The sequence below is a fragment of the Halovulum marinum genome (assembly GCF_009697225.1).
GTDB lineage: Bacteria > Pseudomonadota > Alphaproteobacteria > Rhodobacterales > Rhodobacteraceae > Halovulum > Halovulum marinum.
This window is the reverse complement of sequence record NZ_WIND01000002.1, coordinates 291,856-312,347: the sequence shown is the minus strand read 5'-3', so window position 1 is coordinate 312,347 and position 20,492 is coordinate 291,856. Positions and strand designations below refer to the sequence as shown.

20 protein-coding genes are annotated in these 20,492 nt (G+C 69.8%); 5 read left to right on the top strand and 15 right to left on the bottom strand.

Annotation, left to right across the window (positions count from 1 at the left end; translation table 11 throughout):
* Positions 1-65: 65 nt before the first annotated feature.
* The 4 genes from GE300_RS04515 to GE300_RS04500 form a co-directional block, all read right to left on the bottom strand.
* Positions 66-1,016: a YihY/virulence factor BrkB family protein gene (locus GE300_RS04515; protein ID WP_154445313.1), complete on the bottom strand. Its 951-nt coding sequence runs from the start codon at positions 1,014-1,016 to the stop codon at positions 66-68.
* A 106-nt stretch (positions 1,017-1,122) separates the two neighbouring features.
* Positions 1,123-2,286, bottom strand: a complete 1,164-nt coding sequence (locus GE300_RS04510) for a DUF3618 domain-containing protein (RefSeq protein ID WP_154445311.1) — start codon at positions 2,284-2,286, stop codon at positions 1,123-1,125.
* Entirely contained in the window at positions 2,276-2,686 is a 411-nt protein-coding gene (locus GE300_RS04505) for a phage holin family protein (RefSeq protein WP_154445309.1), read from the bottom strand. Before GE300_RS04505 ends, GE300_RS04510 begins: the two co-directional genes overlap by 11 nt.
* Positions 2,686-3,309 carry a hypothetical protein gene (locus GE300_RS04500; RefSeq protein ID WP_154445307.1) on the bottom strand — a complete coding sequence of 208 codons (624 nt, stop codon included), beginning with the start codon at positions 3,307-3,309 and terminating at the stop codon, positions 2,686-2,688. The genes GE300_RS04505 and GE300_RS04500 overlap by 1 nt, the downstream gene beginning before the upstream one ends.
* 391 nt (positions 3,310-3,700) lie before the next feature.
* Between GE300_RS04500 and GE300_RS04495 the strand changes: the two genes are divergently transcribed.
* Positions 3,701-3,889, top strand: coding sequence for a DUF3008 family protein (locus GE300_RS04495; protein ID WP_154445305.1), 189 nt, complete (start codon positions 3,701-3,703; stop codon positions 3,887-3,889).
* 56 nt (positions 3,890-3,945) lie between these two features.
* Positions 3,946-4,632, top strand: a complete 687-nt coding sequence (locus GE300_RS04490; RefSeq protein ID WP_154445304.1) for a fumarylacetoacetate hydrolase family protein — start codon at positions 3,946-3,948, stop codon at positions 4,630-4,632.
* 39 nt (positions 4,633-4,671) lie between these two features.
* Here GE300_RS04490 and GE300_RS04485 read toward each other — a convergent pair whose 3' ends face one another.
* Positions 4,672-5,373, bottom strand: coding sequence for a GntR family transcriptional regulator (locus tag GE300_RS04485; RefSeq protein ID WP_154445302.1), 702 nt, complete (start codon positions 5,371-5,373; stop codon positions 4,672-4,674).
* An 82-nt stretch (positions 5,374-5,455) separates the two neighbouring features.
* Here GE300_RS04485 and GE300_RS04480 point away from each other — a divergent pair, with 82 nt between their 5' ends.
* Together GE300_RS04480 and rsgA are read left to right on the top strand one after the other, a co-directional pair.
* On the top strand, positions 5,456-5,896 hold the full coding sequence (locus GE300_RS04480) for a hypothetical protein (protein ID WP_154445300.1): 441 nt from the start codon (positions 5,456-5,458) through the stop codon (positions 5,894-5,896).
* A complete protein-coding gene (gene rsgA / locus GE300_RS04475) occupies positions 5,893-7,344 on the top strand; it encodes a ribosome small subunit-dependent GTPase A (protein ID WP_154445298.1) in 1,452 nt (483 codons plus the stop codon). The genes GE300_RS04480 and rsgA overlap by 4 nt, the downstream gene beginning before the upstream one ends.
* Here the strand turns inward: rsgA and GE300_RS04470 are convergent.
* The 7 genes from GE300_RS04470 to GE300_RS04440 form a co-directional block, all read right to left on the bottom strand.
* The gene (locus GE300_RS04470) at positions 7,341-8,345 is read right to left on the bottom strand and encodes an ABC transporter ATP-binding protein (RefSeq protein WP_154445296.1); all 1,005 of its coding nucleotides are present in this window, start codon (positions 8,343-8,345) and stop codon (positions 7,341-7,343) included. The two genes, rsgA and GE300_RS04470, sit on opposite strands and share 4 nt — an antisense overlap.
* Positions 8,338-9,372 carry an ABC transporter ATP-binding protein gene (locus GE300_RS04465; protein ID WP_325063099.1) on the bottom strand — a complete coding sequence of 345 codons (1,035 nt, stop codon included), beginning with the start codon at positions 9,370-9,372 and terminating at the stop codon, positions 8,338-8,340. The genes GE300_RS04470 and GE300_RS04465 overlap by 8 nt, the downstream gene beginning before the upstream one ends.
* Positions 9,344-10,489 carry an ABC transporter permease gene (locus GE300_RS04460; RefSeq protein WP_154445294.1) on the bottom strand — a complete coding sequence of 382 codons (1,146 nt, stop codon included), beginning with the start codon at positions 10,487-10,489 and terminating at the stop codon, positions 9,344-9,346. The genes GE300_RS04465 and GE300_RS04460 overlap by 29 nt, the downstream gene beginning before the upstream one ends.
* The gene (locus GE300_RS04455) at positions 10,486-11,469 is read right to left on the bottom strand and encodes an ABC transporter permease (RefSeq protein WP_154445292.1); all 984 of its coding nucleotides are present in this window, start codon (positions 11,467-11,469) and stop codon (positions 10,486-10,488) included. Before GE300_RS04455 ends, GE300_RS04460 begins: the two co-directional genes overlap by 4 nt.
* A gap of 113 nt (positions 11,470-11,582) precedes the next feature.
* Positions 11,583-13,517 carry an ABC transporter substrate-binding protein gene (locus tag GE300_RS04450; RefSeq protein ID WP_154445290.1) on the bottom strand — a complete coding sequence of 645 codons (1,935 nt, stop codon included), beginning with the start codon at positions 13,515-13,517 and terminating at the stop codon, positions 11,583-11,585.
* Positions 13,518-13,549: 32 nt separating this feature from the next.
* Positions 13,550-14,707 carry a mandelate racemase/muconate lactonizing enzyme family protein gene (locus GE300_RS04445; protein ID WP_154445288.1) on the bottom strand — a complete coding sequence of 386 codons (1,158 nt, stop codon included), beginning with the start codon at positions 14,705-14,707 and terminating at the stop codon, positions 13,550-13,552.
* 16 nt (positions 14,708-14,723) lie between these two features.
* Positions 14,724-16,253 carry a sulfatase family protein gene (locus tag GE300_RS04440; protein WP_154445286.1) on the bottom strand — a complete coding sequence of 510 codons (1,530 nt, stop codon included), beginning with the start codon at positions 16,251-16,253 and terminating at the stop codon, positions 14,724-14,726.
* A gap of 217 nt (positions 16,254-16,470) precedes the next feature.
* Here GE300_RS04440 and GE300_RS04435 point away from each other — a divergent pair, with 217 nt between their 5' ends.
* Positions 16,471-17,226 carry a FadR/GntR family transcriptional regulator gene (locus GE300_RS04435; protein ID WP_154445284.1) on the top strand — a complete coding sequence of 252 codons (756 nt, stop codon included), beginning with the start codon at positions 16,471-16,473 and terminating at the stop codon, positions 17,224-17,226.
* Between the two features lie 3 nt (positions 17,227-17,229).
* On the opposite strand, the gene GE300_RS04430 is transcribed toward GE300_RS04435, so the two are convergent.
* The 3 genes from GE300_RS04430 to GE300_RS04420 form a co-directional block, all read right to left on the bottom strand.
* Positions 17,230-18,327: a mandelate racemase/muconate lactonizing enzyme family protein gene (locus GE300_RS04430; RefSeq protein WP_154445282.1), complete on the bottom strand. Its 1,098-nt coding sequence runs from the start codon at positions 18,325-18,327 to the stop codon at positions 17,230-17,232.
* Positions 18,328-18,424: 97 nt separating this feature from the next.
* Positions 18,425-18,946: a DUF2478 domain-containing protein gene (locus GE300_RS04425; RefSeq protein ID WP_154445280.1), complete on the bottom strand. Its 522-nt coding sequence runs from the start codon at positions 18,944-18,946 to the stop codon at positions 18,425-18,427.
* A gap of 81 nt (positions 18,947-19,027) precedes the next feature.
* Positions 19,028-20,491: a sulfatase family protein gene (locus tag GE300_RS04420; RefSeq protein ID WP_154445278.1), complete on the bottom strand. Its 1,464-nt coding sequence runs from the start codon at positions 20,489-20,491 to the stop codon at positions 19,028-19,030.
* Position 20,492: the final 1 nt, after the last annotated feature.

Genomic DNA, 20,492 nt, shown 5'->3' with positions numbered 1-20,492 from the left:
TATCCTTTCGCGAGAATCCAGAGACCCCGGTGCCGAACCCGCAACGCCGGAGTCGCGCCGCCGGCTCAGCCGTCGGCGGACCCCGCCACGGTGTCGGCCTTGCGGGCGCCGCGCTCGCCCATCGGCATGCCGCGCCCGGCGGTGGTGTCGGCGCGGGTCTGCGCCTCGGCCTCGGCGTTCAGCTCGGCGCCCAGCAGCAGCACATAGGCCGAGATCCACAGCCACATCAGCAGGATCACCACCCCGGCCAGGGCGCCGAAGCTCTCGTTGTACGAGCCGAAGTTCTCGACATAGACCGAAAAGCCGGCCGAGGCCGCCAGCCACAGCACGCAGGCCAGAACCGCCCCCGGCATCAGCCAGCGCCACTGCGCCGGCGCGCGGCTGGGCCCGTACCTGTACAGCACGGCGATGCCCAGGGCCGCCAGCAGCGCCATCACCAGCCAGCGGGCGACGACGATCAACAACTCGGTGATCGGCCCCAGCTGCACGAAGGACAGCAGCGCCGGCACCGCCGGACCCACCACCAGCCCCATGGCCGCGCCCAGCACCATCAGCGCGGTCAGCGCCAGCACCGTCGCGGTGCGGCGCACGAAGCCGCGGTCCTCGGTCTCGTCCCAGGCGACGTTCAGCCCCTGCATGAACGCGCTTACCCCCTTCGAGGCGGAATAGATCGCCAGCGCGATGCCGATCGCGGCGGTCAGCCCCAGCGCGGTCTCGCCGCTGGCGACCAGATCGTCGACCTGGCCGCGGATGATCTCGGCGGCCGAGGCCGGCATCACCGCGGTCGCCTGCTGCAGCTGCTCGGCCACCGCCTGCGGGTCCATCACCAGCCCGGTGATCGCGACCAGCGCGGCCACCGCCGGGAACAGCGCCAGCAGGCCGTAGAACGCCACCCCGGCGGCGACCAGCCCGATGCGGTCGGCCGAGATCTCGTCCTTCACCCGCAGCAGGATCGCCTTCCAGCCGGCGGTGGGAATGGCAAGCGGGCCTTCGGCGAACTCTCCGGGATGGGGCATGGCGGCTCCGGCGGGCAAGGGTCTGGCGGCGGTTGGGCCCGCGCCCGGCAAGCCGGGCGCGGGGTGCGCGCGCACGGTCCAGGGAACGTGCGCGCGGTCCGGCGCGTCAGTGGTGGGGCCGGCCCAGGTCCTGCCGGTCGGCCTCGTCCTTGGCGGCCTCGCCGATACGATCGGCGGCCTCCCCGGCCTTTTCGCGCGCGGCTTCCGCGGACTGCTTCAGCGCCTTGCCGGCTTCGTCGGCGATGTCCTTGGCTTCCTCGCCGGCGGCCTCGGCGACGCGCTCCAGCTTGGCGCGCTCCTCGCGATAGATCGACTCGGCCTCGTCGAACAGCGAGTCGCTGTAGGCCCCCATCCACCGGTCCTCGGTGCGGCTGCGCGGCAGCGCGCTGCCCAGCGCCGCGCCGGCGGCCAGCGCCAGCGCGCCGGCGACCAGCGGCTGGTCGCGGAAGAACTCGGTGGCGGCGGCACCGCCCTGCGAGGCGGCGCGGCGGGCCTTGTCGCGCGCCTCGACGGCGCGGGCGCGGGCGGCGATCACCCGCTCGCGGGCGCTGTCGGACAGGTCCTCGGTGCCCTCGGCCAGACGCGCGCGCAGCCGCGAGATCCGCGCCTGGAAGTCGGCGCCGGTCTCCTGCGCGCCCTGGCGCAGGCGGTTGGCATGCTCGCGCGCGCTGGCATAGGCGCCGCCCGCGGCGCTGCCGGCGCTGTCGGCCCAGCCGGCGGCGCCGTCGGGGGCCCGGCCGGCGACGTCACCGGCAACGTCACCGGCGCGGCCCAGCGCGCCCTGCCCGCCGGCGTCGCCGCCGGCCCAGGGGTCGCTGTAGTGGTCGTCCTCGCGCGCCCAGCTCGGAAAGCTGCTGTCGGCGCTGTCCGTGCCGTAGCTGTTCGGGCCGTAGCTGTTCGGGTCATAGCCGCCGGCGTAGTCCTCGTCGTCCAGCAGCATCGGGTCGGCCCGGCGGCCGTGACCTGCGGCCGAGCGGCCGTAGACGCCGCCGCCCCCGCGGCTGTGGTCGGCGCCGCCGGCGCGGCCGCCGAACGCCAGCCAGGCAAGGCCGATGCCGGTCAGCGCCAGACCCACCGGGTTGTCGCGCACGACGCGCGCGACCGAGCGGCCGTAGTCGCTGCCGTAGTCGCGCAACTCGCGGCCCAGATCGCCCAGCAGGCGGTCGGGAGAGAAGCGATCCTGCAACTGCTGGGCGGTGTCGCGGAACTGCGCGCGCTCCTGCTCGATGTCGCGCTCGATCTCGGATGCGCTGCGGGTATCAGTCGCCATTGTAGATCTCCTTGACGGTGTTCGCGTCGCGGCGGACGTTCTTCGCGGTCCGGCGCGGGGCAAGATTGGAAAGCTTCAGGTTGCGGCGGCCGCGCATCGCCAGCAGCAGCGCGACGATCGCCAGCACGCCGCCGACGATCAGCGCCGCCCAGCCGGCAGACATCCCGCCCTGGGCCAGCGCCGCCACCGCGGCCGCGGCCAGCACATCCAGCGCGGTCAGGCCCAGCACCGCGGCGACGATCAGCATCACCACCGCGCCGCTGGCGCGGCCGACGCTCTCGCTGACCTCGGCGCGGGCCAGGTCGACCTCGTTGCGGACCAGGCTGCTGACGTGCTGCAGCATGTCCCCGAGCAGACCGGCGGTGGATCCGCCGCGCGTCTTGGCTTGATCTTCCGGCATCACGAGTCCTCCGATGGCTTCACCGCGGGCGCGGGATAGGCGGTGGCCGGCGCGGCGCTGCGCGGCGGCATCGCCGCCTCGGCACGTTCCGAGATGTCGGGGCGATAGCCGTCGCCGGTGGTGGTGCCGTAACCGCCGGCGCCGGTGCCATAGCCGCCGGCGCCGTAGGCGCTGCCCTGGCCGGTGCCGGAACCGAACGCCTGACCCCGCTGGCCGGCCTTGGCGAACCGCGTCGCGGCAAAGCCCAGCAGCGCGGCGCCGCCGAGGAACGCCAGCGGGTTGCGGCGGGCGATCGCCGAGGCGTCGTGCACCAGGTCGCGCAGATCCTTGTCGCGGATCCCGTCCGACAGCTCGGCCAGCGACTCGGCGATCTGCCCGAAGGTCCGCTCCTGCGGCGAGCCCTGGCGCAGCTCGTCCGAGGCGCGGCGCAGCGCGGTCGCCACCGACGACACCTCGTCGGCGGTTCGGTTCTTGGCGGTCTCGGCGCCGGAGGCGGCGCTGTCTACCGCGGCGTCGCGGGCCTGGGCCAGGCGGCCGGCCGCCTCGTCCTTCAGATCCCTGGCGGCAGAGCGCGCGTCTTCCGCTGTTCGGTCCATGTCGAACTCGGTCGAAGAGCCGGTCATTTTCAAGTACCTCCTTCACAGGGCACAAATACTGTTTCATCCGGTCCTGCGCGCGGGCGCGAACAGGTCCGTTCCGGGTTTCGCATCCACCGGTGACTTCCCCCCCGCCACCGCCGATCCGGCGGCGCGGTTACTACCAAAGACGCGAACCGCGCCAAAAGTTCCATTACGCGTGAAGTTTTGGCGCGGGGTTTGGCGCGGGGTTTGGCGCGGGGTTTGGCGCGGCCGTGCGGCCGCCGGAACCATTGCCGGAACCATTGCCGGAACCAATGCCGGAACCAATGCAGGCGGCGGCGGTTTAGGCGGCGGGACGGCGCGCCCGCCGGCGCTGACGGCGGCGCGCCAACCCGCAACCGCAACCGCAAACGCAAACGCAACGAAGGAGGACGCCATGCCCGCCAAGTCGAAAGCGCAGCAGAAAGCCGCCGGCGCGGCGCTGTCCGCCAAGCGCGGCGATACCCGGGTCTCGGACCTGCAGGGCGCGTCGAAGGACATGTACGACAGCATGTCCGAAAGCGAGCTCGAGGAAATGGCCGGCACCAGCCGCAAGGACAAGCCCGAGAAGAAGGGCGACGACTGATCTTGCACCCGGTCCGGCATTGTCCGACTGTGCGCGGCAGACGACAGGGGACCGCCATGACCGACCACGTGATCGACGCGCCGCCGCGCCCGGTGCTGCCCGTCGCGGGCACGCACAAGACCTTTCCGGTGCGGCGGGTGTACTGCGTCGGGCGCAACTACGCCGCCCACGCCATCGAGATGGGCCACGATCCGGACCGCGAGCCGCCGTTCTTCTTCCTAAAGCCGGCCGACGCGCTGGATGCCACCGGCACCTTCCCCTACCCGCCCGCCAGCACCGAGGTGCACCACGAGGTCGAGCTGGCGGTGGCGCTGGGCTCGGGCGGCGCCGACATCGCCGTCGACCGCGCGCTGCGCCGTGTCTACGGCTATGCGGTGGCGCTGGACATGACCCGCCGCGACCGGCAGGCCGAGGCGAAGGCGGCCGGCCGCCCGTGGGAGATCGGCAAGGCCTTCGACCGCGCCGCGCCGTGCGGGCCGCTGCACCCGGCCGAGACCCTCGGCCACCCCGCCGCCGGCCGGATCGAGCTCAGCATCAACGGCCAGCTGCGCCAGGAGGGCGATCTGGACCAGATGATCTGGAAGGTGCCGGAACTGATCGCGGTGCTGTCGCGCCACTTCACGCTGGCGGCGGGCGACGTGATCCTGACCGGCACCCCCTCGGGGGTCGGGCCGGTCAGCCGCGGCGACCGGATCGCGGCGAAGATCGCCGGCATCGGCGAGTTGCACGTCCAGGTGACCTGACAGGTGACCTGACCGCCGTCCAGCAGGGCCGGCGCCGGCTTACAGCTGCCGCAGCCGGTGCCTTTCCAGCAGCGCCACCAGCATCTCGCCGGCGGCGGTGCGGTGGGCGCGGTGCAGGCGGCGGGCGGCCCCGGCATCGCCGGCGCGGATCGCCTCCAGCACCCGGCGGTGATCGGTGTTGGACTGCACCGGCAGCGGCCGCATGTGCAGCGTGACGCTGCGCGCCCGGCGCACCTGGTCGGCCATCCGCGCGACGATGCCCGACACGCGGGAATTGCCGCCCAGCCGCACCAGCTCGGCGTGGAAACGGTCGTCGGCCTCGGCCCAGGCCTCTCGGTCGCCCCGGTCCAGCGCCCGCTCCATCTCGGCGATGGCCTCGCCCAGCGCGGCCAGCGCGGCGGCGCCGGGCCGGGCGCGGGCGGCGCGCTCGGCGGCCAGGCTCTCCATCTCGGTCAGCACCTCGTAGATCTCGCGCATGTCGTCGGGCGACACCGGCCGGATGCGCACGCCCTTGCGCGGGCGCACCTGCAGCAGCCCCTGCTCCTGCAGCATCAGCGTCGCCTCGCGGACCGGGGTGCGCGACATGCCCAGCCGCGCCGCCAGCTCGCTTTCCAGGTGGTCCGAGCCGGCGGCCATCTCGCCGCTGAAGATCATCCGCCGCAGTTCTGCCGCCGCCCGGCCGGTGTTGGACACCGGCCGCGGCTCTGCGGGGCCCTCGGCCAGGGGTTTCGTCGCGCCCATGCTGCCCTGTGCTGCCTTTGCCGTTGCCGTTGCCTTTGCCGTTGCTGTCGCCGTCGCCGCCCGCGATCGGGCCGGCGCCCAGATGACCGCGGACGAAGGCGGAATGCAAGGCGGCATCCGGCGCACCCTGCCGCCGCGGCGGCGCCGCGCCGGAATGCCGCCGCGCGGTCGCGGCGATCTTCCGGTCCGGCGCCGCGCCGCCGGCGCGCGCGGCCTGGCGGGCGGCGCGGCCAGCGCCGGGTTTCCGGCGTTAATCCAGTTTCAGGATTCTGTTTCCGTTCAAAAACAGGTAGTTGATGGGGTCTTCACGGTGAAATCTGCGGTTGGCACGCTGTCGTGCCCCTTTTCAGACCGCCCCGGCTCGGGTATGATCCGCCACCCAGAACGGAGCTTTCATGACCTGATCAGGCCGGGCCGCCGAAAGGCCGCCCCTCGCACCGCGGTCGACCCTCCCGCCCGCCCCGCGCGGGCCGGGCGGCTGCGCCGCTTCCCGCCTGATCGATCGAAAGACCGGAACCCATGATCCGACCCTATGATCCCAAGGACGCCGATGCCGTCGTCGCCGTCTGGCACGCCGCCGCCTCGGCCGCGCACGACTTCCTGCCCGGCGGCTTCCACGACCAGCACGCCGAGACGATCCGCACCGTCCACCTGCCCGCCGCCGAGACCTGGGTGGCCGAGGCCGGCGGCCGCGTCGCCGGCTTCGTCGCGCTGCTCGGCTCCGAGGTCGGCGGCCTGTTCGTCGCCCCCGCCCACCAGCGCCGCGGCCTCGGCCGCGCCCTGCTGGACCGCGCCGTGGCCGCACGCGGCGCGCTGAGCCTGCAGGTGTTCACCCGCAACCCCGCGGCCCGCGCGTTCTACGCCGCCTACGGCTTCACCGTGACCGGCGAGGGCACCGACGCGGCCACCGGCGAGCCGGTGCTGCACCTGGCCTACGCCACGCCCGACCTGGCCGCGCTGGGCTGGCGGCCGCATTTCACCGCGCAACTCGACGCCGAGGAATACACCGCCCGCGCCCCGGTCCGGGTGCTGACCATCAACCGCTCGGGCCTGACGGTCCGCGGCGCGGAACTGCACGGCCACGCGCCGCCGGTCCCGGATGCGCGCGGCGGCCCCGCCACCGTCGGCGACTGGCTGCTGGTCGACCCGGAAACCCTGCGCCCGGTGCGCCTGCTGGAGCGGTTCAGCCTGATCGCCCGCCGCGCCCCCGGCTCGGACCGGGAGCGGCAGCTGATCGCGGCCAACATCGACACGCTGTTCATCGCCACATCCTGCAACCAGGATTTCAACCCGGCCCGGCTGGAGCGCTACCTCGCGCTCGCGCGCGGTGCCGGGGTGACGCCGGTGATCGTGCTGACCAAGGCGGACCTGAGCGACGATGCGCAGGCGCTGGTGCCCGAAGCCGAGGCGTTGAGCCCCGGCCTGATCGTCGAGATCCTCGACGCCCGCGACCGGACGGCCGCCCAACGGCTGGCCCCCTGGTGCGGCAAAGGCCAGACGGTGGGGATCGTCGGCTCGTCGGGTGTCGGCAAGTCAACCCTGATCGCCACGCTGACCGGCGAGGCGCTGGCCACGCAGGGCATCCGCGAGGACGACGCCAGGGGCCGCCACACCACCACCCGCCGCCAGCTGCACCGCCTGCCCGGCGGCGGCTGGCTGCTGGACACCCCCGGCATGCGCGAGCTTCAGTTGACGGATGCCGCCGAGGGTCTGGCCGAGGTCTTTGCCGACATCGCCGAGCTTGCCGCCGCCTGCCGGTTCCGCGACTGCCGGCACCGGACCGAACCGGGCTGCGCGGTGCAAGCGGCCATCGGCGACGGCACGCTCGACCCCGCCCGCCTCGCCCGCTGGCGCAAGCTGGCCGCCGAGGACAGCCACAACAGCGCCTCGCTGGCCGAGCGCCGGGCGCGGGACAAGCAGTTCGGGAAGATGGTCAAGCGGGTGACGAAGGGAAAGCCGAACCGGCGCTAGATCTCTCCGGCGAAGTGGCACAGCACCTCTGCCCCGCCCACCGTGCGTTTCTGCGGGCGCTGGCGGCGGCAGAGGTCCCGGGCGTGGGGGCAGCGGGCGGCGAACTTGCAGGCGGTGGCGGTGTCGGTCACCTCGGCGGGCGCGGCGGCGCGCAGGCGGCGGTCCGAGCGCTGGCGCGGATCGGGCACCGGCACGGCGGACAGCAGCGCGCGGGTGTACGGGTGCCTGGGCGCGGCGAACAGGGTCTCGGTGTCGGCAAGCTCGACGATCTCGCCCAGGAACATGACGGCGACGCGGTCGCAGATGTGCTCGACCACCGCCAGGTCATGCGCGATGAAGACGTAGGTCAGGCCGAACTCCTCCTGCAGGTCCTGCAGCAGGTTCAGGGTCTGCGCCTGGATCGACACGTCGAGGGCCGAGACCGCCTCGTCGGCGATCACCAGTTGCGGCTTGGTCGCCAGTGCCCGCGCGATGCCGATGCGCTGGCGCTGCCCGCCCGAGAAGGCGGCGGGGTAGCGGTGCAGGATCTCGGGGCGCAGGCCGACGCTCTTCAGCAGGTCCGCCACCCGGTCGGCCAGCGCCGCGCCTTTCAGCCCCTCGGCCTTGCGCAGCACCTGCCCGACCAGTTCGATCACCGGCAGGCGCGGGTTCAGCGAGGATTGCGGGTCCTGGAAGATCATCCGGATCTCGCGCCAGAGGTCGCGCATCTGGGCGTCCTCGACCGCGGCCAGGTCGACCATGCCCGCGCCTTCGCTGGCATAGCCGATCTCGCCCCCGGTGGGGCCGAGGATGCGCATGATGCAGCGCCCCAGCGTGGTCTTTCCCGAGCCGCTTTCGCCGACGATTCCGAAGGTCTCGCCGCGCCGCACCTGGAAGGAGACGTTGTCGACGGCGCGGACGGCGGAATGGGTCTTGCCGAACATGCCGGCGCGGACCGGGAAATGCATCGACAGGTCGCGCACGTCCAGGATCACGTCGTCCATCGGGGTCTGGTCATCCATGGGCGGGCACCGGGTTGTGGAGGAAGCAGGCCACGTCGGTGCGGCCCTGGCGCTGAAGCTCGGGCTGGTGCACGTCGCATATGCCGGGCATGAACGCGCGGCAGCGGGTGCGGAACGGGCAGCCGGTGGGGCGGACCAGCGGGTGCGGGACCATGCCCTCGATCGCGGGCAGCCGGCCCGCGTGCCTGACGCCGAGCCGGGGCACGGATTCCAGCAGCGCGCGGGTATATGGGTGCTTCGGTTCCTCGAAGATCGAATAGACGTCGCCCTTTTCGACCACCTTGCCCAGGTACATCACGGCCACGTCCTCGGCCACCTCGGCCACGACGCCCAGATCGTGGGTGATCAGCATGACCGCCATGCCGAACTCTTCCTTCAGGTCCGCGATCAGGTCGAGGATCTGGGCCTGCGTGGTCACGTCCAGCGCGGTCGTCGGCTCGTCCGCGATCAGCAGGCGCGGCTGGCAGCACAGCGCCATCGCGATCATCGCGCGCTGGCGCATGCCGCCGGACAATTCGAACGGATATGCCTCGAACCGCTCGCGCGGGCGGGGAATGCCGACGCGGTTCAGCATCTCGATCGCGGTTTCCTTCGCCTCGGCCTTTGACATCCTGCGATGCAGCAGGATGGTTTCGACGATCTGCTTGCCGATCTTCTGGATCGGCCCGAGCGAGGTCATCGGCTCCTGGAAGATCATCGCGATGTCGCTGCCGCGGATCTGGCGGATCGCCGCAGAGGTCGGCGACATCGCCGCCAGATCCACCGAGCGGCCGTCGGCGGCCCGGTAGGTGATCGAGCCGCCCACGATGCGGCCGGGCCGGTCCACGATGCGCAGGATCGAGCGCGCCATGATCGACTTGCCGCAGCCGGACTCGCCCAGCACGCAAAGCGTCTTGCCCGGCTCGACGGTCAGGTCGACGCCGTCCACGGCCTTCACCACGCCGTCGTCGGTGAAGAAATGGGTCTTCAGCCCCGCGATCCGCAGCAGCGGCGCGGGCTCAGTTGGAATAGGGGTCGGCTGCGTCACGAAGACCGTCTCCCAGGAAGTTGAGGGCCAGCACGGCGACCACGATGACCGAGCCGGGGGCGATCAGCAGCCAGGGCGCCTCGATGATCGAGCGGATGTTCTGCGCTTCCTTCAGCAGCGTGCCCCAGCTGACCAGCGGCGGTTGCAGGCCGATGCCCAGGAACGACAGCGAGGTTTCGGCCAGGATCATCAGCGGCACCGCCAGCGTCAGCGAGGCGATGATGTGGCTGGAGAAGCTGGGCACCATGTGCTTGAGGATCACCTCGCGGTCGGTCAGCCCGTCGAGCCTTGCGGCGGTGATGAAATCCTCGCCGCGCAGGGACAGGAACTTGCCCCTGACCTCTCGCGCAAGGCTGGTCCAGCCGATCATCGACACGATCACCGTCACCACGAAATAGGTTCGCAAGGGCGGCCAGTCGAGCGGGATCGCGGCGGCAAGCCCCATCCACAGCGGGATCGTCGGGACCGAGCGGATGAACTCGATGAAGCGCTGGATCAGCGTGTCCACCCAGCCGCCGTAGTAGCCCGACAGCCCGCCCATCGCGACGCCGATGACCAGCGAGACGGCGACGCCGACAAGGCCGATGGACATCGACACGCGGGTGCCCATGACGATCCGGCTGAACATGTCGCGGCCCAGCCGGTCGGCGCCCCACAGGTACATCGGATCGCGCGGGTCCAGCGGGCCGAAGAAATGGCGGTTCGCCGGGATGAGGCCCAGCAGCTTGTACTCGTAGCCCTTCACGAAAAAGCCGACGGGGATGATCCGTTCCGCGTCCACCGCGAACGAGCGGCGCATCGCCTCGCGGTCGATCTCCATCTTCAGGCCCTTCACATGGGGCCGGAAGCGGGTGCCGTCCGCGTCCGTCACGAACAGCGCCAGCGGCTGGGGCGGCGCGAAGGTATGGCGCACGCTGGTCTGGTCGGTCGGGAACGGGGCCAGGAACTCGGCGAAGATCGCGACGAGATAGATGAAGATCACCACCACCGCCGAGACCATCGCCAGCCGGTGCCGGCGGAACTTGCGCCAGACCAGCGCCCAGGGCCCCAGGACGATGGGCGTCGGGTCGATGTTGCTTTCGGCGGCATTCGCCAGCTCGGTCTGCGTCATGGTCATTGGTAGCGTATCCGTGGATCGACCCAGGCCAGCAGCAGGTCGGAGATGAGGGTGCCGATCACCGTCAGCACGCTGACGATCAGGATCATCGAGCCGGCCAGGTACATGTCCTGCACCAGCAGCGCGCGCAGCAGCAGCGGGCCGGTGGTCGGCAGGTTCATGACCACGGCGACGATGATCTCGCCCGAGACCAGCGTCGGCAGGATCCACCCGATGGTCGAGATGAACGGGTTCAGCGCCACGCGCACCGGGTAGCGCAGCAGCAACTGGAACTCGCTCATGCCCTTGGCGCGGGCGGTGACGACGTAGGGGCGGTACAGCTCGTCCAGCAGGTTGGCGCGCATGATCCGGATCAGCGCCGCCGCCCCCGAGGTGCCGACGACGAAGATCGGCATCCAGATGTGCTGCAGCAGGTCGACGAACTTGGCCCAGCTCCACGGCTGGTTCAAGTATTCCGGGCTGACGAGGCCGCCGACGCTCTGGCCGAAGTACTTGAAGGCGACGTACATCATCACCAGCGCCAGCAGGAAGTTCGGGATCGCGAGGCCGAGGAAGCCGAAGAAGGTGGCGACATAGTCCCCGACCGAGTATTTGCGCACCGCCGAGTAGATGCCGATCGGCAGCGCGGTGAACCAGATGAACATCAGCGTCAGGATCGAGATGCCGAAGGTCCAGGCCAGCCGGTCCCAGATCAGGTCGTTGACGGGCACGTTCTTCTCGAACGAGATGCCGAAGTTGCCCTCGAGCAGGATGCCCTTCATCCACTTGAAGTACTGCACGTACATCGGCTGGCCGAGGCCGTACTGCTGGCGCAGGGCCTCCATCACGGCGGTGTTCTCGACCCCGGCCTCGCCCATGTCGGCGGCCAGCGCGTCGAGGTAGTCGCCGGGCGGCAGCTGGATGATGATGAACGTGGTGATCGACACCAGGAACAGCGTCGGGATCATGTAGAGCAGGCGGCGGAGCAGGAAGCCGCGCATCTCAGGGCGCCTTTCGCGTTGCAGTGCCGTGCGGCAATCTCATCGGTCGGCTCCGGGTCGATCGGGTGTGAAAGGGCGGCCCGGCGAAGTATGCCGGGCCGCAGGCCGGATGGTCAGGGGAGAGACTGACCGCCCTCGTAGTAGACCTGCGCGACGTAGGGCGCCGGGAACCACAGCTGGCCGGCGATCGGCAGCGGGTCGGGTACGTTGCGCACGTTGTTGCGGGCCAGGCCGAAGACCGGCTCGTTCTGCACCAGGCCGACGGTGAAGAACTGGTCCATCGCCATCTCGATCAGCTCGGCCATGAGGTCGTGCTGCTCTTCGGGCGTGGGGGCGGCCTTGACGCTGTCGTACTTCGCCAGGATCGCCTTGACCTCCTCGGGCGGCTCTTCGCCGGTGGACTTGTCGGTCGCCCACTTGGCCCATTCGCGCGCCCAGCTGACCGAGTTCGACGGCATCGGCAGGTAGCACAGCGGCGCGGTGTAGGCGTCCTTCTGGCCGCCGCCGCAGTTCCACAGATAGGCGTCCTGCTCGTTCGCGGTGTGCAGGGCGATCAGCCGCGAGCGGTCGGTGGCGCGCACCTGGATGTCCACGCCGACATCCGCCAGGTAGCCCTTGATCAGCTCCATCGCGTCCGGGTACTGCAGGCCGAACACGTCGGCGACCAGGAAGATCAGCTGGAAGCGGTTGCCGTCGGGACCAAGGCGGAAGCCCTCGGCGTCCTTCTCGGGCATGACCTTGTCGAGGTATTCGTTGGCCAGGTCCGGGTCGAACTCGGTGTACTGCTTCTGGTACTCCTCCTTGAAGAACTCCGAGCCCGGCTGCGGCGCCGACTGGGCGGCATAGCCCGAGCCGAAGTACAGCAGGTCGATGATCTCCTGGCGGTTGATGGCGTGGCTGACGCCGATGCGGAAGTCCTTGTTGTTCACGACCTCGCGCTTGACCGGGTCCTTGTTGGTCAGGTTCATCATCACGATCATCGAGTTCGCCGGCAGGTCGTTCACGTCGAAGAACCGGTACTTGCCGCGCTCCATGTTGTCGGTCAGCACCGCCTTGTACGAGGGCCGGCCGATGTGGCGCAGCATCAGGTCGATCTCGCCGTTGAAGGCCTTCAGCAGGATCGTCTCGACGTCCTCGACCTGGTCATAGGTGATGCGGTCGATATAGGGCAGCTGGTTGCCGTCCTCGTCGACCTTCCAGTAGTACGGGTTGCGCACCACCTCGACCCGGTCGGTCGAGCCGTAGGCGTTGGTCAGGTGCCAGGCGTGCAGCGTCGGGCGGTCCGGGTTCTGCCAGAACAGCGGCGTGTCCATCGGCCCGGCCTTGAGGTTGAACAGCTGCACCCAGTCCGAGGCCGCCGGTTCCGCATCCACCAGCGCCTGCACGTCCGGATTGTACTTCTCGTGGAACTGCGAAAGGTAGTGCTTGGCGAACACCGTCGGGTAGTAGCTGAAACCGTAGGCCAGGTTCTGAATGAACAGCCCGTTCGGCTCGCCGAACTTGAACTCGACGGTCAGGTCGTCGATCTTGGTGACCTCGACCGGGCCGCTGGCGCCGACGAAGTTGATGTCCTTGACCGGGGTCAGGTCGGGGTTCAGGAACACGTCCTCGTACCAGAACATGATGTCGTCGGCGCCGAAGGGCGCGCCGTCGGACCATTTCATGCCTTCGCGCAGGTGGAAGGTGAAGGTCGTCGCGTCGTCCGAGACCTCCCAGCTTTTGGCGATGTTCGGCTTCACCTCGCTCCAGTTCCAATCCCAGCGCACGAGGTTGTCGCTGCCGATGGTGCGCACGATGTTGTGCTGGTCGCCGCCGCCGAGGATCGCGCGGCGCAGGGTGCCGCCGTACTCGCCGGTCTGCTCGACGACCTCCTGCACCAGCGGCTCGGCCGGCAGGCGCTCGTCCACCGGGGGAATCTCGCCGGCCTCGACCATCTTGCTCAGCATCGGCGCCTCCTGCCAGGCCCATGCGGGCCCCGAGAGCGCCAACGCAAGGCAAGCCGCCGCGACCTGCGTCGCGCGCCATCCGCGCTTGGGAATCAGGGTCATCATTTCCTCCTCTGCTGTTTCTTCTGGTCGCTTCACCAGTTGGTCACCGACCCGTCGGGCCGCTTCAGGTGCGGCGGCTCCACATGCTCGGGCGTGCCGGCGGCGCGGATCGCATCCTCGTCGACCTCGACGCCCAGGCCCGGCGCGTCGGGGGTGATGTAGAAGGGGCCGTCCATCTGCACCTGCACCGGGAACAGCCCGGGATCGTGGAAGCCCAGGTTCTCGGTCGGGGCCTGGCGGGTCTCGACCCAGGACCAGTTCGGAACGGCGGCGCCCAGGTGCACGGTCGCGGCGGTGCAGACCGGGCCCAGCGGGTTGTGGGGCATCAGGTCGATGTAATGCCGCTCGCACCAGCCGGCGACCTTCATCGCCTCGGTGAAGCCGCCGATGTTGCAGATATCCAGCCGCATGTACTGCGTCAGCCCCTGCTCGATGTAGGGGCCGGCCTGCCATTTCGACGCGAATTCCTCGCCCACGGCGAAGGGGATGTCGGTCATCGTGCGCAGGGTGCGATAGGCCTCGGGGGTCTCGTCGCGGATCGGCTCTTCCAGGAAGTCGAGCGTGCCGGCGGGCAGCATGTTGCAGAAGCTTGCCGCCTCGGCCAGCGACAGCCGGTGGTGATAGTCGATGCCCAGCGTCATTTCGCGGCCGACGTGCTCGCGCACGGCGATCAGGCGCTCGGCGGTGTCGGCGATGGACTTGCGCGGCTCGAAGATCTCGCCGGTGTTCCAGATGCCGGGCAGGATGCGGATACAGTCCCAGCCGCCCTCCTGCAGCATGCTGATCTGCTCCAGCGTGCCGTCGATATCCGAGGCATTCGTCGTTGCGAAGGCCGGAACCTTGTCGCGGTGCCTGCCGCCCAGAAGCTGGTAGACCGGCACCTGCAGCCGTTTGCCGAGAATGTCGTAGAGCGCAATGTCGATCGCCGACATGGCGGCGGTGAAGACGCGCCCGCCCTCGAAATACTGGCTGCGATAGTTTTCCTGCCAGATCCGGCCGATCTGCCGGCTGTCCTGCCCGACAAGGAAATCGGCGAAGTGGCGGACATTGGCGGCGACGCTGTGCTCGCGCGAGGACAGGCCGGACTCGCCCCAGCCGGTGATGCCGTCCTCGGTGGTGATCTTGACCAGCAACTGGTTGCGGACCCCGACGCGGGCGAGGATCGGTTCGATGGCGGCAATCTTGGTCATGCGGTCTCTTTCGTGCTCAGTGCCAGCCGACGCGGGGCGCGGCGGGGATCATGTCGTCGGGGCGGGATCGGATCATGTCGGTGAGTTCCTTGCGGGCTGACGCGCCGGAAGAATCGTCGAACAGGTTGTCCATCTCGTCGGGATCGTCGTGCAGGTCGTAAAGCTCGCCGGTGCCGGACTGCAGATCGAGCGACAGCCGGTGGCGCGCGGTTCGTACGGTGCGCAGGTCCAGCGAGATGCCCGAGCGGCCTTCGTCCACCTCCCATTCGCCACAGGCGAAGTCGCGGCTGGCGGTGCCGTCCAGCAGCCCGCGCAGCGAGGCGCCGTTGTCGGGCGCGGCTTCGACCGCGCACAGGTCCGACAGCGTCGCGCGCAGGTCGAGCGTGCTGACCGGATCGTCGATCACCCTGCCCTGCGGCACCCCCGGTCCCTGCATCAGGCAGGGCACCCGCAGCAGGCCGTCATACAGCATCGGCCCCTTCAGCAGCAGGCCGTGATCGCCCAGCCATTCGCCGTGGTCGCTGATGTAGATGACATAGGTGTTGTCCAGCGCACCCTTCGCGGCCAGCGCGTCCAGCACCCGCCCCACCTGGGCGTCGATGTTCGAGATCATGCCGTAGTAGATCGCGGTGATCTGGCGCAGCGCGGCCTCGGTGATCTCGCCCTTGCCGCCCCAGTTCACGCCGCGGGCGTTGTGCTCGGTGCCCTGGCTGGTGCGGATCGGGTTGTGCAGGAAGCCGTGGTGCCAGCGGGGACGGCGGTCCAGATCCAGTTCGTAGTGGTTCGGCAGATCCACCTCGTCCGGGTCGTACATGCTGCCCCAGGGCAGCGGCGACAGGAACGGCGGGTGCGGGTCGGGGAACGAGACCCAGGCCAGCAGCGGGTCGTCACCCTGCCCTGCGATCATCTCGACGGCGCGGTCACCGATCCAGGCGGTGGAATGCCAGGGCTCCTCCAGTTTCGAGCGCCAGGCCTGGAAATGGCCGGTCTCGGGCGGCAGGGCTTCCTTGGCGCGGTCCCACCGCTCCTGTCCCTTGCCGTCGCGGTCGAGGAACCGTTCGTAATGCAGGCCCTGCGGCAGGTCGTACCAGCGGGTGTGGTGGTGGGGCCGCAGCATCATCTGCAGGTTGTCGAAGCCGAAATAGGGGCCGGACCAGTCCGGCGGGCAGTCCGCCGCGCTTTGGTAGTTCTCGGGCTGGCCGGTCGGCGCGAACGTCTGGTGCGAGGTGAAATGCGCCTTGCCGATGAAATGCGTGGCGTAACCGGCAGAACCGAAGATCCCGCCCAGCCCCTGCGCGCCGAACCCCGGGTCCAGGTCGCGGCCGTTGTCGCGCACGCCGTGGGTATAGGGCAGCTTGCCGGTCAGGATGGATGCGCGGGCGGCCATGCACATCGGATGCGGCGTGATGCAGTTCGCGAACCGCGCGCCCGCCTGGCCGATGCGGTCGATGTTCGGCGTGCGCACGTTGCGCCGGTCGGCGCCAATGCAATCTCCGCGTTGCTGGTCGGAGGAGATGAGAATGACGTTCGGTCGACGGTGCGTCACGCGTTTTCCCTGTTCGGTCTTATCGTTGCTGACGTGACGATAGGCTGCGGGTTATTGTTCAGTCAACACGGAATCAATTCTTGTCGTACCAAATTTTTGGCACGGAGCAATTTTTGTATGATACATTTCCCGCTGTCGCGATCCGCGACCGTCCGCAACTGGCGGTCGGCCGCGCCTTGTGCGATGGAACGGCAGCGAACGACGGGAACCGGTGTACATGGCGCAACACAGCGAACACGACCTTGCCCACCCCGCCGGACTCGAGGACGAGGTTCCGGGCGACAGCCGCGCGGCCGACGCGGTGGTCAGCGCGCTGGAAGCAGAGATCCTGTCGGGCACCCTGCCCGACGGCCGGCCGCTGCCGGCCGAGCGCGACCTGATTCAGCGCTTCGGCGCCAGTCGCACCGTGATCCGCGAGGCGATCATCATGATGAGCGCGCGCGGCATGCTGCAGAGCCGCCCGCGCCACCGGCCGATCGTGAAGCGCCCCGACTACCGCACCGCCGTCGACAGCATCGGCGGCATCATCCGCCACCTGCTGGTCGACAGCACCGACGTGCGCAACCTGTTCGACACCCGGATCTTCATCGAGCGCGGGCTGGTGCGCGACGCCGCCCTGTCCGCCACCAAGGCCGACATCGAGATGCTGGCCGCGGCGCTGGAGGCGAACCGCGCGGCGATCGACGATTCCGAGGACTTCTACCGCACCGACACCGAGTTTCACGGCGTGCTCTACCGCATGACCCGCAACCCGGTGTTCCCTGCCGTGCACGCGGCCTATGCTGCCTGGCTGTCGCCGCACTGGCTGCGGATGCAGCGCTATCCGGAGCGGAACAGGGTCAACTACGGCAGCCACAAGGCGATCTTCGACGCCATCGTCGAGCGCGACCCCGAGGCGGCCGAGCGTGCGCTGACCGATCACCTGCGCTCGGCTTGGGAATATGTCCGGGTGACGTTCGACAGCGCGCGCTGAGGCTCAGCGCGCCGGGTCGTGCGCGGCGCGCAGCCGGTCCCAGTCGAACACCACCCCGGTGCCGGGCTCGGACGGCGCCACGGCGCGGTGGTCCTGCAGCCGCAGCGGGCGCGTGGTGTACTGGTCGATCGGGAACGAGTGCACCTCGATCCAGCCGTCGCCGGGAAAGCCCGACACCAGGCTGACGTGCAGCTCCTGCATGCCGTGGCTGCAGACGGTGATGCCCGCGTCGGCGCCAAGTTTCGCCGCGCGCAGCCAGCCGGTGATGCCGCCGCAGTTCGATCCGTCGGGCTGCAGGAACGCCAGTTTCGACCGCGCCACGGCCTGCTCGAATTCGTGGATCGTGTGCAGGTTCTCGCCCTGCGCGACGGGCATGCCGGTTTCGTCGGTGATGCGGGCGTAACCGTCGTAGTCGTCAGGGATGATCGGCTCTTCGAACCAGGTCAGGTTGAAGCGCGCGAAGGCCTTCGAGGCCTCGATCGCCTGAGCGACGCTCATGCCGTAGTTGGCGTCGACCATGAAATGCCGGTCCGGGCCGAGCAGTTCGCGCACCGCGGCGATCCGTTCGATATCGGTGGCAAGCTCGGGCTGGCCGATCTTGATCTTCACCGCGTCGGCGCCCCGGTCGAGATAGCCCCGGATGCTGTCTAGCAGCTTGGGCAGCGGGAAGTTCAGATCGATGCCGCCGCAATAGGCGCGGCAGCGGTCGGTATCGCCGCCGGCCATCTGCCACAGCGCCCTGCCCTCGCGCTTGCCGCGCGCGTCCCACAGCGCGATGTCCACCGCCGAGATCGCGAACGAGGCGATGCCGCCGCGGCCGACATAATGCACCAGCCACTGCATGCCGTCATGGACCGCGTCGATGTCGCCGCCGTCGCGGCCCAGAAGCCAGGGCCTGAGGTCGGTGTCCACCATCGCCTTGATCGCGTCGCCGCCATAGCCGCCGGTGTAGGTATAGCCGGTGCCCTCGGTGCCGTCGTCCAGCGCGATCCGCACCGTGACCAGCTGGAAATGGGTGTGATCGCCGTGCTTGGCGTCGCTCAGCACCTCGGCCAGGGGGATACGGAACAGGTCGCATTCGACCGAACGGATCGCCGGCATGGTGGGAGTCCTCCGCAGTGGGCCGACCAGCATGCGCGGGCCGGCGATTATGGTATGACGAAAATCAAGCCGTTATCGCCGCTGCGATCCGTGCTTGTCAAGCGCGCCGGGGGCGGGCCGGCCGGTGCGCCCGCACCCAGGCCAGGATCGCCGCCTCGTCGGGTGGCAGGCGCGCCTCCATGCCGCCGGCGAAGGCGGCGAAGGCGTCGACGTTAAGCGCGTTGACCCCGACCAGCACCGGGACGTCCAGCGCCAGCGCCTGGGCGATGACGTCGCGAAAGCCCCGGCCCTCGGCCTCGTGCTTGCCGAACTTGTTGACGATCAGCAGGTCGGTGCCGGGCCCGAGCCGGGCCGCGACCTCGGCCACGGCGCGTTCCAGCGCGTCGGGGTCCAGCCGGCAGCCGCGGGCGCCCGGGCCGCGGGTTTCCGAGATCCGGAAGCTGGGGCCGTCGGGCAGCACCGCCACGTCCATGTCGCAGGGCCGGTCGGGGCCGCAGTTGCTGTTGATCTGCACCACGCCGCAGGCGGTCAGCCCCTCGGCGGCGAGGCGCTGCGCGACCGAGGCCAGCAGGCGGTCGGTACCGCCGCGGCCGGTCATGGTGGTGCAGGCGATGTGCATGGGCGGCTCCCGGCGGGGCCGGATGCCCCGCTGACCTTGGTGCCGCAGCGGCGCGGGACTGTCCAGCCCCGCGCCGCCGGCTCAGATCGCGACCTCGGCCTGCGGCGCGACGATCAGGCGGCGGGCGTTCCGCGTCGCCACCGCGCTGTCGATGTGCCAGTTCATCAGCACCTGCATCAGCTCGGCCTTGACCGGCGCCGCGTTCGCGTCGTCCCACAGGTTGCGCCGCTCGCGCGGATCGGCCTGCAGGTCGAACAGCTGGCCGTAGTCCGCGCCCTGGTAGTGCACCAGCTTGTGCGTGTCCGAGCGGACCATGGTCACGAAGCTGGCCCCGGTCAGGTTCACGTCGCCGCCCTGCTCGCAGAACACGTGATCGCGGCCTGCGAACGCGCGCCCCTCCAGCGCCGGGTTCAGCGAGACCGCCTCGAAGGTCGGGTCGGGCGCCACCCCCGCCCATTCCAGGATCGTCGGGCCGAGGTCGAACAGCTGCACCAGCGCGTCCACTTCGCGCCCGCCCGTGAAGCGTTCCGGCGCGCTGACGATCAGCGGCACGCGGGTGACTTCCTCGTAGGGCGCCCATTTCTGGCTGAGGCCGTGGTCGCCCAGGTTGTCGCCGTGATCCGAGGTGAAGATGATGATGGTGTTGTCCAGCCGCCCGCGCGCTTCCAGCGTGTCCAGGATCCCGCCCACCTGTCTGTCGATCATCTCGACATTGGCGTAGTAGTAGGCGCGCATCCTGTGCAGTTCGTCCCGCGTCGGGTTCAGCTTCCACGCGACGGAATCGTGATCCACCTCGACATCATGGAGGCGCTTCTCGGTCAGCGGCGGCGGCAGATGGGCCGCATCCTCGTCGGTGAACTCGGGCAGCGGCAGGTCGCGGTCCATGTACTTCTGCGCGTAGTCCGGCGTCGGGTCATAGGGCGGGTGCGGTCCGGGGAAGCCGACGACCAGGAACAGCGGCTCCTGCACCGGCTTGGTTTCCAGCCACCATCTGGCGGTCTCGCCGACGAAATTGTCGGAGTGCAGTTTCTCGGGCAGTTCCCACAGGAAGGCGCCCAGCGCGTCGCGGTAGTCGTCGCGCTTGCGGTACTCGACGCGCTGCTGCTTCTTCAGCCCGTGGCTGGCCAGCGCCTTGTCCCATTCGTCGAAATACCAGCGCCCCTCCATGAAGCGGTCCTTGTTCTCGACCGTGTAGCGCTCGGAGAAGCCGGCTTTGGCGTCGTAGGGGATGGTGTGCATCTTGCCGATGTTGACGGTGCGGTAGCCGGCATTGGCCAGATCCTCGACCCAGGTGCGGCTCCACGGCTGGCCGTTGGCCAGCACGCCATTGGTGTGCGGGTAATAGCCGGTGAACAGGCTGGCGCGGCACGGCACGCAGCTGGGCGCGGTGACATGGCAGTTGCTGAAGGTCACGCCGCGTTCCGCCAGCCGGTCGATGTTCGGCGTGTCCATGTGGGACGCACCCAGCGCGGCGATGGTGTCGTAGCGCTGCTGATCGGTGACTATCAGGACGATGTCGGGCTTGTCGAGCGACGCGTCGGTCAAG

What these genes read in the sequence shown, in the direction of transcription:
- GE300_RS04515 (WP_154445313.1), bottom strand. Translation starts at nt 1,016, where the DNA reads ATGCCCCATCCCGGAGAGTTCGCCGAAGGCCCGCTTGCCATTCCCACC.
- GE300_RS04510 (WP_154445311.1), bottom strand. Translation starts at nt 2,286, where the DNA reads ATGGCGACTGATACCCGCAGCGCATCCGAGATCGAGCGCGACATCGAG.
- GE300_RS04505 (WP_154445309.1), bottom strand. Translation starts at nt 2,686, where the DNA reads ATGCCGGAAGATCAAGCCAAGACGCGCGGCGGATCCACCGCCGGTCTG.
- GE300_RS04500 (WP_154445307.1), bottom strand. Translation starts at nt 3,309, where the DNA reads ATGACCGGCTCTTCGACCGAGTTCGACATGGACCGAACAGCGGAAGAC.
- GE300_RS04495 (WP_154445305.1), top strand. Translation starts at nt 3,701, where the DNA reads ATGCCCGCCAAGTCGAAAGCGCAGCAGAAAGCCGCCGGCGCGGCGCTG.
- GE300_RS04490 (WP_154445304.1), top strand. Translation starts at nt 3,946, where the DNA reads ATGACCGACCACGTGATCGACGCGCCGCCGCGCCCGGTGCTGCCCGTC.
- GE300_RS04485 (WP_154445302.1), bottom strand. Translation starts at nt 5,373, where the DNA reads ATGGGCGCGACGAAACCCCTGGCCGAGGGCCCCGCAGAGCCGCGGCCG.
- GE300_RS04480 (WP_154445300.1), top strand. Translation starts at nt 5,456, where the DNA reads ATGACCGCGGACGAAGGCGGAATGCAAGGCGGCATCCGGCGCACCCTG.
- rsgA (WP_154445298.1), top strand. Translation starts at nt 5,893, where the DNA reads ATGATCCGACCCTATGATCCCAAGGACGCCGATGCCGTCGTCGCCGTC.
- GE300_RS04470 (WP_154445296.1), bottom strand. Translation starts at nt 8,345, where the DNA reads ATGGATGACCAGACCCCGATGGACGACGTGATCCTGGACGTGCGCGAC.
- GE300_RS04460 (WP_154445294.1), bottom strand. Translation starts at nt 10,489, where the DNA reads ATGACCATGACGCAGACCGAGCTGGCGAATGCCGCCGAAAGCAACATC.
- GE300_RS04455 (WP_154445292.1), bottom strand. Translation starts at nt 11,469, where the DNA reads ATGCGCGGCTTCCTGCTCCGCCGCCTGCTCTACATGATCCCGACGCTG.
- GE300_RS04450 (WP_154445290.1), bottom strand. Translation starts at nt 13,517, where the DNA reads ATGACCCTGATTCCCAAGCGCGGATGGCGCGCGACGCAGGTCGCGGCG.
- GE300_RS04445 (WP_154445288.1), bottom strand. Translation starts at nt 14,707, where the DNA reads ATGACCAAGATTGCCGCCATCGAACCGATCCTCGCCCGCGTCGGGGTC.
- GE300_RS04435 (WP_154445284.1), top strand. Translation starts at nt 16,471, where the DNA reads ATGGCGCAACACAGCGAACACGACCTTGCCCACCCCGCCGGACTCGAG.
- GE300_RS04430 (WP_154445282.1), bottom strand. Translation starts at nt 18,327, where the DNA reads ATGCCGGCGATCCGTTCGGTCGAATGCGACCTGTTCCGTATCCCCCTG.
- GE300_RS04425 (WP_154445280.1), bottom strand. Translation starts at nt 18,946, where the DNA reads ATGCACATCGCCTGCACCACCATGACCGGCCGCGGCGGTACCGACCGC.